The organism is Paenibacillus wuxiensis (assembly GCF_040195695.1).
GTDB classification, from domain to species: Bacteria; Bacillota; Bacilli; order Paenibacillales; family Paenibacillaceae; genus Paenibacillus_B; species Paenibacillus_B suaedae.
Genome location: NZ_JBEFZI010000008.1, coordinates 358998 through 372953 on the forward strand (window position 1 = coordinate 358998; position 13956 = coordinate 372953).

The 13956-nt window shown below is 51.5% G+C and carries 11 protein-coding genes; all 11 read right to left on the reverse strand.

The features are described from left to right. Positions 1 to 4: 4 nt before the first annotated feature. The 11 genes from ABN764_RS20465 to ABN764_RS20515 all read right to left on the reverse strand — a co-directional run bounded on the left by ABN764_RS20465 (position 5) and on the right by ABN764_RS20515 (position 13742). Positions 5 to 796, reverse strand: coding sequence for an ABC transporter permease subunit (locus tag ABN764_RS20465; protein WP_174808361.1), 792 nt, complete (start codon positions 794 to 796; stop codon positions 5 to 7). After that, a complete protein-coding gene (locus ABN764_RS20470; RefSeq protein ID WP_446672931.1) occupies positions 796 to 1905 on the reverse strand; it encodes an ABC transporter ATP-binding protein in 1110 nt (369 codons plus the stop codon). The genes ABN764_RS20465 and ABN764_RS20470 overlap by 1 nt, the downstream gene beginning before the upstream one ends. A 248-nt stretch (positions 1906 to 2153) precedes the next feature. Then, positions 2154 to 3461 carry a phosphoribosylamine--glycine ligase gene (purD, locus tag ABN764_RS20475; protein WP_446672932.1) on the reverse strand — a complete coding sequence of 436 codons (1308 nt, stop codon included), beginning with the start codon at positions 3459 to 3461 and terminating at the stop codon, positions 2154 to 2156. A 10-nt stretch (positions 3462 to 3471) separates the two neighbouring features. Beyond that, positions 3472 to 5019, reverse strand: coding sequence for a bifunctional phosphoribosylaminoimidazolecarboxamide formyltransferase/IMP cyclohydrolase (gene purH, locus ABN764_RS20480; RefSeq protein WP_446672933.1), 1548 nt, complete (start codon positions 5017 to 5019; stop codon positions 3472 to 3474). A gap of 471 nt (positions 5020 to 5490) precedes the next feature. After that, positions 5491 to 6069, reverse strand: a complete 579-nt coding sequence (purN, locus tag ABN764_RS20485) for a phosphoribosylglycinamide formyltransferase (protein ID WP_268625127.1) — start codon at positions 6067 to 6069, stop codon at positions 5491 to 5493. 287 nt (positions 6070 to 6356) lie between these two features. Next, positions 6357 to 7397, reverse strand: a complete 1041-nt coding sequence (purM, locus tag ABN764_RS20490; RefSeq protein ID WP_446672934.1) for a phosphoribosylformylglycinamidine cyclo-ligase — start codon at positions 7395 to 7397, stop codon at positions 6357 to 6359. Between the two features lie 346 nt (positions 7398 to 7743). Beyond that, entirely contained in the window at positions 7744 to 9213 is a 1470-nt protein-coding gene (gene purF, locus ABN764_RS20495; RefSeq protein WP_446672935.1) for an amidophosphoribosyltransferase, read from the reverse strand. Then, positions 9198 to 11438, reverse strand: a complete 2241-nt coding sequence (purL, locus tag ABN764_RS20500) for a phosphoribosylformylglycinamidine synthase subunit PurL (protein WP_446672963.1) — start codon at positions 11436 to 11438, stop codon at positions 9198 to 9200. The genes purF and purL overlap by 16 nt, the downstream gene beginning before the upstream one ends. A 76-nt stretch (positions 11439 to 11514) precedes the next feature. Next, complete coding sequence (gene purQ / locus ABN764_RS20505) at positions 11515 to 12201, reverse strand: phosphoribosylformylglycinamidine synthase subunit PurQ (RefSeq protein WP_028532345.1); 687 nt, start codon at positions 12199 to 12201, stop codon at positions 11515 to 11517. Positions 12202 to 12204: 3 nt separating this feature from the next. Continuing rightward, entirely contained in the window at positions 12205 to 12447 is a 243-nt protein-coding gene (gene purS, locus ABN764_RS20510; protein ID WP_021254988.1) for a phosphoribosylformylglycinamidine synthase subunit PurS, read from the reverse strand. Positions 12448 to 12611: 164 nt separating this feature from the next. Then, complete coding sequence (locus ABN764_RS20515; RefSeq protein WP_446672936.1) at positions 12612 to 13742, reverse strand: phosphoribosylaminoimidazolesuccinocarboxamide synthase; 1131 nt, start codon at positions 13740 to 13742, stop codon at positions 12612 to 12614. Between the last annotated feature and the right edge of the window lie 214 nt (positions 13743 to 13956).

Sequence of the window (13956 nt, forward strand, 5' to 3'; positions counted from 1 at the left end):
CATCTTACAGATCCCGCTTCGTCAGCACAAGCCAGCCGAAGAGCAGCCCGCCTGCATATATCCCTATCGTAATGAATACACCCTCCCAAGGCAAGCTGCCAGCGTCGAATAAATCTTTGCCATTGAATACCGTGAACAAGCTGATATCCGACATCCAGGCTAACGACTTCTCCATACCGGAGAGCAGATGAAATAGGAACGATAAGATGACGATTCCAATACTAAGCGACATTCCGGTTCGCTCGGAAGTGACGAAGACCGTCATCACATATCCGATTCCGGCAAATGCCTGCGCCGCCAGCAGGCCCGCGATCGAGTAGGTGAGCAGCAGCCCTGCATCCGCCACGGTACTGAACAGGTGCCCGAACCATACCGTAACCCCATAACTGACCGCTGCAATCAAGAAGAAGGCAAGAAGATGCGCGCAGGCTTTACCGAGGAATAGCTGCCCACGAGATGCTGGCAGGGTGAACATGAAATCCACTGTCCCTCGATCCCTCTCCCTCGCCACCGTGGAAGCCGCCCACATCGCAGCGAATATGCCTAACAGCATCATGTAGAACACAAGCGGCTCGCCAGCCATCCAGCCCTCGAAGCTGCCGAACATCTCCACATGCATACCGAATCCTTCCAGCAAGGCAGGAGGGAACTGCTTCAAAGCGTCCAACAGCGATGTATTGCTCGTATACATGTCGCCGAGTCCAGCGAACATCATCTGGAACACAATAATGATGCCTGCCCATATGAAAAAGCTGCGACGATTCGTTCTCCATTCATAACGAAACACCTGCCACATTACGCTTCTCCCCTTTCGCTCTCAGAACGCTCACGTGAATGCCCAGCTTGCGTTGGCTGCTCTACTGCATCCTCCCGCGAATGTCCAGCCTGCTTTGTCTTCTCTACTACGCGCTCGTGCAAGTGCCCAGTTTGCGATGATTGCTCTCCTGTGCGTTCCCTCAATTGCCCAGCTTGCGTTGATTGTCCCGCTTGATCCTGCGAATGATTTTCCCCATTTCCGCTCGCATCGTACTCCGCCATGAACAGATCCTCCAAAGAAGGCTGCTCAATACGGATATCCCTTAGCTCGTGGGCAGCAATACGCTGCAGGGCTAGGTGCAAATCACCTTGCAGCACAAGACGATGCTCCATGCCATCGTATACTGCGTTCGGATCGATATTTCTCAATCGGTAAGCCTCTATGCAATTACCCTGCTGCTTGAATTGAATATGTGCAATCCGGCGATCCTTGCCTGGAATCCCATCTACATCACTTACTCGCAGCAGACGACCTTCTCGGATGAACGCGACACGGCTGCACAACTTCTCTACCTCGCTTAGAATATGGGTGGAGAAGAAGATGGTCGCTCCCCGTTCATGCTGCTCCATTAATATCTGGAAAAAGGTGTGCTGCATCAACGGATCAAGCCCTGATGTCGGTTCATCCAGTATAATTAAATCCGGCTTATGCAGCAGACACTGTACAATGCCAAGCTTCTTGCGATTGCCAAGTGAGTACGACTTCACTCGCTTACTGATATCCAACTTTAACTGATCTGCCAAGGCCATTGCAGTTGTATGTTGCAACAACAGCCCATTCATTCGCGCAGCGAAGTCCAGTACTTCTTTGCCTGTTAGCTCCTCGTTATAATGCACTTCTGACGGTAAATAGCCGATTCTCCTGCGAACATCAGGACGTTCCTTGTTCATTACTTCTCCGAACAATTCCACTGTCCCCGAGATAGGGCGAATGAGCTGCATAATCGTACGAAGCGTAGTAGACTTTCCCGCCCCATTCGGTCCAATAAATCCGAAAATCTCACCCTGCTGTACTTCTAAATTGACTTCGTGGATACCGCGCTGTGATCCGTACCTTTTTGTGAGATTGCTCAACTTGATAGCGTTCATGCGGCACACTCCAATCTATACTATAGTTAAATTATGAGTATATCTTATTCCGCATATATTCAAACTCACAAGTCCGTTTTATACTCAATCAAGTATGAAAGTATACCATTCTCCACTCATTAGCTCTTTCCTGCTCATCATTTCGAATCAATGGAAAAATAGGCGATCGAGCTCAGATATCCGAGAATGCTCCCTGCAACTTCCCCTTCGATAACAAAAAAAAGAGGAGCATCGCCCCTCTTCCTCGTCTATCTTGTCTGTACTTGTATTCGTTCTGACTTCGCACCGATGTCACTGCGGTATTGCATCCCACTGAATTGGATGCGTTGAACTGCCTCATATGCCTTCGCTTTGGCTGCTGCCACATTGTTGCCAATGCCGACAACTCCTAGCACTCGGCCTCCTGCTGTCCGCCACGTTCCATCCTCATCACGCACCGTGCCCGCATGGAATAAGAGAGCTGATTCCGCTGCCTGCTCCAACCCCGTAATGACGTCTCCTCTGCGAACATCTCCAGGGTAGCCTTCTGCTGCTACAATGACACACATCGCAGCATGATCATGCCATTCAAGCTCAATCTCCTGTAGACTGCCTTCGGCGACTGCCCACAGGACTTCGAACAGGTCTGACTTCAACCGTGGGAGTACAGACTGCGTCTCTGGATCGCCGAAGCGTGCATTGAACTCAATGACCTTCGATTCCCCATCCGGCGTGATCATTAGTCCAGCGAACAGCAAACCATGGAAGGAGCGGCCCTCGGCTACCATCGCCTTGGCAGCCGGTTCAATGATCGTCCGGCGCGCCTTCTCTAGAATGGACGGTGAGAATTGCGGCAAAGGGCTATATGTCCCCATACCACCTGTATTCGGTCCGCGATCGCCATCGAAGATTGGCTTGTGATCCTGCGCTGGTTCACATACGCGCACCGTTTCTCCATCTACGAAGGCCAGAATGGACATTTCCTCACCGAGCATAAATTCTTCAATGACAACCTTGCTGCCAGATGAGCCGAACTTTCCAACTACCATCACCTCATGCAATACTTCAATTGCCTCTTCATGCGTATGAGCAATAACCACACCCTTGCCCGCCGCCAGACCATCGGCCTTAATGACGACCGGCAGCATATGTTGATGGACGTACGCCGATGCCTCGGTGAAATTATCGAACGCAGCGTAGGCAGCGGTCGGAATTTTATATTTGTGAAGCAGATGCTTCATGAACACCTTGCTTCCCTCAATCTCAGCTGCCTTACGATCAGGGCCAAATACGCGCAGTCCTTGTGCTTTCAGTACGTCAACAATTCCGCCTGCCAGTGGATCATCAGGTCCTACGACAACAAGGTCAACTTCCTGTTCAACTGCGTATCGGGCAATGCCTTCATAATCGTGGACTGGCAGCGGCACACATTCGGCGAGGTTCGCAATCCCTGCATTGCCTGGCGCACACAGCACCTGCCCAACTTGCGGGCTATTGCGAAGCGCCCATACCAGTGCATGCTCGCGTCCGCCGCTGCCGACGACCAATACCTTCTTCCCTACGTGCTCCATATTCATGAACGCCTCCTTAGTGCTTAAAGTGACGTACGCCAGTCATCACCATGGCAATACCATGCTTATTTGCCACTTCAATGGATTCGCTGTCTCGAACTGAGCCTCCTGGCTGAATCACTGCCGTAATTCCAGCTTCTGCTGCCAAGGCCAGCGTATCGCCCATTGGGAAGAACGCATCGGATGCAAGTACAGCGCCGCGCGCCTTCTCACCGGCTTGTTCGATTGCGATGCGAGCTGCACCTACCCGGTTCATCTGTCCGGCACCTACACCAACTGTCATTCCATCCTTCACAAGGACAATCGCATTCGACTTCACATGCTTCACGACATTCCATCCGAACAACAGCTGTTCCATCTCCTCAGAGGATGGTTCACGTTCTGTTGCGACCTGTACACTGTCTGCTTTCAAGGAATGTAAATCGAGATCCTGCACAAGCACGCCACCATCCACTGTCGTCAGCTGCCGTGATGATACCCGCTCGTCCGGGGATGGAATTGTTCCTGTTTTCATCAGACGGATATTCTTTTTCTGTGCAAGCACCTCAAGCGCTTCTTCTGTAAAGCTAGGAGCGATGACAATTTCTAAAAATATTTCATGCAGCAAACGGGCTGTATCGCCATCGATTTCTCGGTTAGAGGCAACGATTCCGCCGAATATCGACGTTGGATCAGACTCATATGCCTTCTCATAAGCTTCCAGAACCGTAGCACCGATCCCTACGCCGCATGGATTCATATGCTTCACTGCAGCCACCGCAGGTGTACGGAACTCACTAACGATCGCAAGCGCCGCGTTGGCATCGTTAATATTGTTGTAGGACAGCTCCTTGCCATGCAATTGCTCAGCTGTTGTAATACTGCCTACGCCCGCCAATGGTCGGCGATAGAAGGCCGCATCCTGATGCGGATTCTCCCCGTAGCGAAGCGGCTGTGCCAGTTCATACGTCACACTCAACCGCTCCGGCCATTGCTCACCAACCTGCTCAGTCAGATATTCCGCAATGATGGAATCATAAGCTGCCGTATGGCGGAATACCTTTGCCGCAAGACGACGACGAGTCTCGATTGTCGTATCGCCACTAGCGCGAACTTCTGCGAGAACAGCCTCATAGTCCGCTGCATCGACGACAACCGTGACATCTGCATGATTTTTAGCAGCGGAGCGCAGCATTGTCGGGCCACCGATATCTATATTCTCAATCGCATCCTCATAGGACACGCCTTGCTTTGCGATCGTCTGCTGGAATGGATAGAGATTCACAACGACAAGATCAATCGTAGACAAGCCAAGCTCATCCAGCTGCTCCATATGAGCCGGATTGCCGCGCATCGCCAGCAGCCCGCTATGAACGGCGGGATGCAGCGTCTTGACCCGACCATCTAAAATTTCCGGGAACCCCGTCACATCCGATATCCCTGTAACCGGCACTTGCTCCTGCTCCAGCAAAGCTTTCGTTCCACCCGTGGAAATAATCTGCACACCCGCTTCCGTCAAGCTGCGCGCAAATGCAACTACGCCCGTCTTATCGGATACACTGATCAATGCTCTTTGAATCGCCATGTTGTCCTCTCCCCTGCTAAACTTTGGCATTTTAATTAAATATCATTGTAATGCGTTACCGTATGGAAGTCTATATCATGGCTCCCTGTTAAAAACGAACCTTATCTACCCGTCAGAATCTTCTACGCAAATATCTCAAATATCGATCAGAGCCCATCGTCTAGTCTCGTCTCGCCAACTACTATTTCGCAATAGCGGCAGAAACATGTCCCTGTACAGTGGAAAAACTGATAAAATGTCTTTCAAATAGTGGACACAATGTTGCAACAGAGATACCTTTCCCCAAACCTCAATCAACACAATATATAGATGAAATGACAATCAAACTTCTACATGTAGACATATCCTCATCTGCAACAATATAACCCTCTGTGTCCACATTAGCGTGGACATTTTCCCCATTTGTCCTCGAAGGAGATACAAATATGTTGTGCAGGCATTCTTGTATGATCATCGGTAGCATCAAAAAAATTAGTTGGTTGCAAGAAGCTCCGCAGAGAGAAGATTCTGCACCACTTGCGGGTACAGTTCGTGCTCAGCTTGCTGGATACGCGCTGACAAAGTATCCTCCGTATCATTAGGCTGGATGGCAACAACCTGCTGGGCCAATATTGGCCCTGTATCCATTCCTTCATCAACAAGATGTACCGTCACTCCCGTCACCTTCACGCCGTAATCCAATGCTTGGCGTACCGCGTGCATGCCCGGAAAGGCGGGCAGAAGCGAAGGATGGATATTGACCATGCGTCCTTCATAAGCTCGCAGCAATACGGGGGTTACAAGGCGCATATACCCTGCCAGCACAACCCAGTCAATGCGTTGCTTGTGCAGCAAGCGGAGAACGTCCTGCTCATAATCCTCACGAGAAGTATATTTCTTCGGTTCAAATATGGCGGCCTGCACGCCGGCTTGCTTCGCACGCTCAATGACGCGCGCATTAGGCTTGTCGCATACGAGCAGGGCGATGTCGGCCTTCAGACGCTGCCCGCAAGCAGCCGCATCGACAAGCGCTTGAAAGTTCGAACCCGAACCAGAAGCAAATACGGCAATGCGTGGGAGATGCTGCTCCTTAGACTGCTCATTAGGCTCCGATTTGGCACTTACTTCGACTCTAGCTTCTGCGCTCCCGATCGAGTTTACATTTATGCTTGTTCGTGCATCCGCACATGTACTCCCCTGGATCTTGCCCGGATCATCGGATGGCATATCCACTGTACGCATACCTTCACTCATACAATCATGCATTTTACTCATACCTTCACGTATACCTTCATGCAAATCATGCATATTTTCAGGCATACTTTCTGGTACATCCTCGTTCCATTCCGATTGCCGCATTACAAGCCTACCCCCGGGATGTGAACTTGACGGCTTCCTTCCGTAACTCTTCCCATGCGATATACAGCCTCGCCGCTTTGTTCCAGACTGCGGATTGCGGTATTCGCTTCCTCTTCCCCAACAACGATCACCATGCCGATTCCCATATTGAACGTCGTGAACAATTCAGAAGCGGTAAGCTTGCCAATTTCCTTGCACCAAGTAAACACAGGATGAATCGGCCATGCCCCATACTCAATCTCAACAGACGTACCTTCAGGAAGCACACGCGGAATATTCTCTAAGAATCCCCCACCTGTAATATGAGCCGCACCCTTCACATTCACTTGCTTCATCAGTTCAAGCATGGAGCGCACATAAATGCGTGTCGGCGTAAGTAGTACCTCTCCAAGTGTACTGCTGCCATCAGGTGCTACATCCGTCAAACTCAGTCCGCCTTGTTCAAGCAACAACTTGCGGACGAGTGAGAAGCCATTGCTGTGCAGTCCACTCGAAGCAAGACCTAGCACAACATCGCCAGGGCGAATCGATTCACCGGTAATGATTCGGCTCTTATCTACGACACCTACGCTGAAGCCAGCAATATCGTACTCATCTGCCGAATACATACCTGGCATTTCAGCCGTTTCACCACCGATTAGAGCGCAGCCCGACTGTGTGCAGCCTTCCGCAATACCGCTCACAATCGCTTCAATTTGCTCTGGAACGACCTTCCCGCAGGCCAAGTAATCAAGGAAAAATAACGGTTCTGCACCTTGAACGACAATATCATTCACACACATCGCCACAGCATCAATGCCGATCGTATCATGCTTATCAAGCGCGAACGCCAGCTTCAGCTTCGTTCCCACTCCGTCCGTTCCTGATACAAGAACCGGTTCTTTGTAGCGCTGAATATCCAGTTGGAACAAAGCTCCGAATCCACCCAAATCGGTTAGCACTCCTGGCGTAAATGTGCGGCGCACATGCTTCTTCATTCGTTCGACCGCTTCATTCCCTGCCGCAATATCGACACCCGCTTGTTTGTAGGCTTCTGACATGATCGTGCGTCTCCTCTCTCCCTGTAAGCAGGACAGGAATGCATCCTGCATTCCCGTCCGTCATCGTTAATGTGAAATGTTAATGAAATCTTGAAATTCCGAATTAATCAAAATGTATATTTTACGAATTTCGGCCCAACATGCGACATCCCAATGCCCGAGCGATCACTTAGCAATCACTTAGCAATCACTTAGCAATCACTTAGCAATCACTTAGCAATCACTTAGCAATCACTTAGCATTCATTTAGAAGTCACTTAGAAATTACTTTGCAAATCGCTAGAAATTACTTGGCCATCATTTATCACTTGGCAATCGCTAGCATTCACTTGACAGCCTCTCACACTCAACAGCCGCAGCCTGTGTGTTCATTGCCCGTCCCTGCTTCTGTATATAAATTCGTTGGATAGTCCTTATCGAAGCATGCTAAGCACAGTCCTCCGTTGGATTCATTCACAAATGCCCCACCAATTGCACCAATCATGCCGTCTTGGCTCAGAAAAGCAAGGGAGTCCGCCCCCACCAGTTCACACATCTCTTCCACCGTGTGCGATGACGCAATCAAGTCCTCGCTGTTCGGCGTATCGATTCCGTAGAAGCACGGATGCTTGAACGGTGGCGAAGCGATGCGCAGATGAACCTCCAAAGCCCCCGCTTCGCGCAGCATGCGCACAATTCGGCGTGATGTCGTGCCCCGCACGACCGAATCGTCGATTAAAACGACCCGTTTGCCCTCTACGACACTGCGCACCGCACTTAGCTTCATCTTCACACCCTGCTCGCGCAATGCTTGGCTCGGCTGAATAAACGTCCGGCCCGTATACTTACTCTTAATCAAGCCCATCTCATAGGGAATTCCCGTCAGCTCTGCGTATCCAATAGCAGCCGATATACTAGAATCCGGCACACCACTTACGATATCCGCCTCTACGAACGATTCCCTCGCAAGCTGCATGCCCATTTGTTTGCGTGCAGTATGCAGATTGACATCATGCAGCTGGCTATCTGGCCTTGAGAAGTAGATGAACTCCATCGCGCATAATGCGCGGCGTTGAAGCGGTGCGAACCGTTCCGAACGATGACCGAGCGCATCTACGATGAGCAGTTCCCCCGGCTCCAAGGAACGAACTAATTCCGCACCAACCGCTTCAAGTGCACATGTCTCCGAGGCAAATACATAACTGTCGCCCAGCCTGCCAAGCACAAGCGGCCGGAGGCCATTCGGGTCGGATGCGGCAAGCAGCTTGTCGTTCGTCATAATGAGGAAGGCGAAGCCTCCAACCAGCTCGCGAAGCGCCTCCTTCGCCGCACGAACGACGTCGTGCTCCGAGCGAGCGATAAGATGAGCAATCACCTCGGTATCACTCGTCGTCTGGAAAATAGAGCCCTTCTTCTCCAACTCGCGGCGAATTGCAGGAGCGTTGACGATATTCCCGTTCGTCGCAACTGCAAGATCCCCATCGCGTGTCTTGAAGACGAGTGGCTGGGCATTTGCCAGGCGGCTGTCGCCGGACGTTGAATAACGTACATGGCCGATCGCCCGATCGCCGCGCATATCCTGCAATCGCTCGGCATCGAACACTTCCTTCACAAGGCCCATTGCACGATGATAGTGGAAGGAACGACCGTCGGACGTACACATGCCTGCACTTTCCTCGCCACGATGTTGCAGCGTGTGCAGCCCGTAATACACCATCGTAGCCGCCTCTTCATAACCAAACACACCGAATACCCCGCACTCTTCCTTCAGGCGGTCAAATGGACCATCCTTGCCGCTGCCCTCATTGTAGTAAGCCCCTGTTACTTCATGAGACATGGAATCGCATCCTTCCATACCTGTTCTGCTTGTTGCCAAGGCATATCCAAAGCATCCGTTCCATCAACCCGAACGTGGATCTGTTCACCTCCGACTGTACCGATGCCCTCCACCGGAACTCCTGCTTCCGAGCAGCGAGCCTTCACTTCTTCCAACTGCTCCGCACGTACCGACAGCAGGATACGGGATTGGCTCTCGCTGAACAGTGCGATATCCGTACGCAGTCCTTCTGCACTTAGATCAAGCGTCGCACCGATATGACCGCTGATGCAGCTCTCCGCAAGCGCAGCCGCGAGACCTCCGTCCGATACATCATGTGCCGACTGCACTAGTCCTGCTTGAATCAGGCTCAACACGGTCTTCAGCAAGCTTGATTCTGCATCCAGATCGAGCTGTGGAGGACGACCTTCTACCGCGCCGTGTACAATGGCTTGGAATTCACTTCCGCCAAGCTCTGCCTTCGTGTGGCCCAGAAGCAGAACTGCATCTCCCGCCTGCTTGAAGGCTTGTGTCGTAATGTGCTGCGTATCATGAACGAGACCGACCATGCCAACGACTGGCGTTGGATAGATGGCTCCCTTTGCATTTTCGTTATACAAGCTTACGTTCCCGCCGATAACCGGCGTATTCATCACACGGCATGCTTCAGCCATGCCATCAACAGCCTGCTCCATCTGCCAGAAGTTCTCCGGCTTCTCCGGATTGCCGAAGTTCAGGTTATCCGTAATTGCCAGCGGCTCTGCACCGGAGCATACAATATTGCGCGCTGCCTCACAGACCGCAATGCGGCCTCCCATGAATGGATCAAGCATCACATAGCGGCCATTGCAATCCGTCGTCATCGCGAGCGCTTTGTTCGTTCCGCGCACAAGCACGACTGCCGCATCCGAGCCTGGTGCCACTGCTGTGCTCGTGCGAACCATCGTGTCGTACTGGCGATATACCCATTCCTTGCTTGCCACAGATGGTGAGCCAAGCACCTTCAATAGCGCTCCGTTCAGTGCTTCAACCCCGCTTACTTCTGGGTAAGCCGTTGTGTCCACGGAAGCGTTAGCCTCATAGTAAGCAGGTACAGCAGAAGGCTTATTATAAATCGGACATTCATCCACAAGTCCGTTAACCGGCATATCACCGACAACCTCGCCACCATACAGCAGGCGCAGGCGCCCATCGTCTGTAACGCGGCCAACCTTGCGGCAAATAACGCCCCAACGTTCAAAGATTTCCATCGCAATTGGCTCGTTATGCTCTTCAATAACGAACAGCATGCGCTCCTGCGATTCGGACAGCATCATTTCATAAGGTGTCATGCCAAATTCACGCTGCGGCACCTCGTTCAAGTCGAGCTCAAGCCCGTTGCCTGCCTTGCTCGCCATCTCCGCGCTCGAACAAGTTAGACCAGCCGCCCCCATATCCTGAATCCCGATCACGATGCCGGAAGCGATCAGTTCCAAGCATGACTCCATAACCAGCTTCTCCATGAACGGGTCGCCTACTTGTACCGCCGGACGCTTCGCTTCCGATTGCTCTGTTAGCTCCTCCGATGCGAATGTCGCACCATGAATGCCATCGCGTCCTGTCGGTGGCCCAACATAATACACAGGATTGCCGATTCCGCTCGCCACGCCCTTCTGGATATCTTTGTGGTCGATCAGCCCAACGCACATCGCGTTAACGAGCGGATTGCCTGCATAGCTGTCATCGAAGACGACCTCGCCGCCCACCGTCGGAATGCCGATGCAGTTGCCATAGCCAGCAATGCCTGATACAACATGCTCGAATAAATACTTAACCCGCTCATCCTGCAAGCTGCCGAAGCGCAGCGAATTCAGCAAAGCAACCGGACGCGCGCCCATCGAGAAAATATCGCGAATAATGCCGCCTACTCCCGTAGCCGCACCTTGAAACGGTTCGATGGCAGAGGGATGGTTATGGCTCTCGATTTTGAATACAACCGCTTGTTCGTCCCCAATGTCGACAATGCCCGCTCCTTCGCCCGGACCAACCAGTACACGGTCGCCTGAAGTCGGGAATCGCTTGAGCAGCGGCTTCGAGTTTTTATAAGCACAATGCTCAGACCACATGACACTGAACACACCGATTTCGGTATAATTCGGCTTCCGGCCGAGCAGCTCGCATATGCGTGCATACTCATCTTCTGTTACGCCCATTGTCCGGTACAGCTTCTGCTCCTCAATCTGCTCAGCAGTCGGTTCCTGCTTCATATGGCGAAGTCCTTCAGCAAGGGATTGTTCCTTCTGCTTCGCGCTGCGTGCTGCCGCCTGTTCTTGTTCCATCGTATTAGTGAGCGTTGACTGCATGTTGTTCCCTCCAAGCTTGTAAAATGGATGTAAACAAGCGAACGCCATCCGCTGAGCCCAGCAGTTCGCTAACCGCACGCTCGGGATGAGGCATCATGCCAAGCACGTTGCCAGCCTCGTTGCAAATACCAGCTATATGTTCAAGTGAACCGTTCGGGTTCTGCTCATACGTAAATACAATTTGATTGCCTTGCTTCAGCTTCGCCAGCGTTGCCTCATCGCAATAATAGTTGCCCTCGCCATGCGCGATTGGGATGTTCAGAATGTCGCCCTCGACATAATCCCGTGTGAACGGCAAATCTGCACGAGTTACTCGAATTGGGGCAGCGTGACATCGGAACTTCAGCCCTTCGTTTCTCCGCAGTGTCCCTGGAAGCAATCCCGCTTCCGTCAAAATTTGAAATCCGTTGCATATCCCAAGCACATAAGTGCCTGTCTCAGCAGCCTTAGCGACCGCCTTCATAACAGGAGCGAATCTGGCAATCGCTCCACTGCGCAAATAATCACCATACGAGAAGCCACCTGGAATGACGATAAGGTCATATCCGGTTACATCCTGCTCCGTATGCCATACCCGATCCACTTCGACATTCAGCGTATCTTGTATGGCATGGACACAATCTAGGTCACAATTCGATCCGGGAAATACGAGCACCGCTGCCTTCATCGCCTATTCCTCCAACTCGTACCGATAGTCTTCAACGACTGGATTCGCCAGCAGCTTCTCGCACATTTGCTCCACCTGCGCCGACGCCTGCTCGCGATCTTCCGTGTTGATATTGAACTCCATATATTTGCCGATGCGCACTTGCTCCACACCGCTGTATCCCATCGTGTGCACCGCCTGCTCCACTGCAGCCCCTTGCGGATCCAATACGCCTGCCTTAGTCGTTACGAAAACCTTCACCTTCATCCCTTTTTCCTCCCCATCAGTCCATACTGTCATGAAATTTGAACAAGTCTACAAAACTGTAATGAATACGATTCATAAAACAACGACCAAACCAGTCAACGTTTGATGATCCTCCGTAAACTAGAGAATTCAACAAAACGTTAAAACATTTATAAAACGAAAGATCATTCAGGCCATGCTTGCTCTGTAATGCGCTCATACAGCTCGATATAGCGGCGGCGAGTAGCTTCTACTACTTGCTCAGGCAGCACTGGCGGCGTCCCACATTTATCCCAACCACTTGCAGCCAAGTAGCGTCTTACTGGTTCCTTATCCAAGCTATCGATATCCTGATCCAGCACATACTGATCGATCGACCAGAAGCGCGATGAATCCGGGGTGAACAACTCATCAATGAGTACAAGTTCTCCGTCAATAGTTCCAAATTCAAATTTGCAATCGGCGAGCAAAATGCCCTTGGATGCGCATATTTCAGCCGCATACGTATACAGCTCGATGCTGACCTGACGCAGCTGCTGCGCAAGATCCGTACCCAGATCCTCGCACATAACCGCGAACGGCACATCTTCATCATGTCCCTCATCATGCTTGCGGGACGGTGTAAAAATCGGCTCCGGCAGCTTCTCGTTCATGCGGAGGCCTGCAGGAAGCTCAATTCCGTTGACAGATTGGCTGGCCGTATACTGCCTCCAACCGCCTCCGGTAATATAGCCTCTTACGACGCATTCAAAGTCAATGCGCTTTGCTCGGCGAGCAATCGTCATTCGATCTTGTAGGGAACTTAATATTGCGGATAAATCCTGGGGTTCGAGATGTTCATCTCGGCGATTCAAGCTTTCTGCATATCGCTCAGCTTGATGCAAAGCCGTGTCATGCCGTTGTATTTCTGGGTGAGATTCTAGGTGTGAATTCTGGTGTTGGTCTTGGTGTGAGTTCTCGCTGTCCTGGTTTGAATCATGACAACAATGCATATCATCAGCTGAATGTATGCTGCTACGGTATTGCTCCAAGCGCTTCTCCTGAGTCTGCTTCAGAAGCCCTTCATCGAATGGAACCACATGGTTCGCAATGACATGCTTCGTCTGCTCGAACCAGAATTGGCTCAGCCTGTTCAATACCTCTCCTTTGCCAGGAACCTCCGGCTTCAATACGGCGTCGAATGCAGAGATTCGATCCGATACAACAATTAATAAATGGTCTGGGTCCAGTTCATACAGCTCGCGCACTTTCCCACGATGGAGAAGCGGCAGCGGAACGATGTCAGTCTCAGTCGCAAATTGAGTGTTTGTAGACATCTCCTGTGCTCCTTTCGGCATTACGCCCATTTAGTCAAAAGCGCGTGTTCAAATCAACCCGCCCACATTATCTGCGGATAGAATCGAACAACCTTTAAAAGGAACCCTCCCATATATCGCACCCGCTGCAGCAGTCTCTTCCGATCGTGGTTGGAGGGAAGGAAGAGACCGCCTGCATTCGGCCGTCAGGGCGACAGCCTACGGGAGCTGCCTA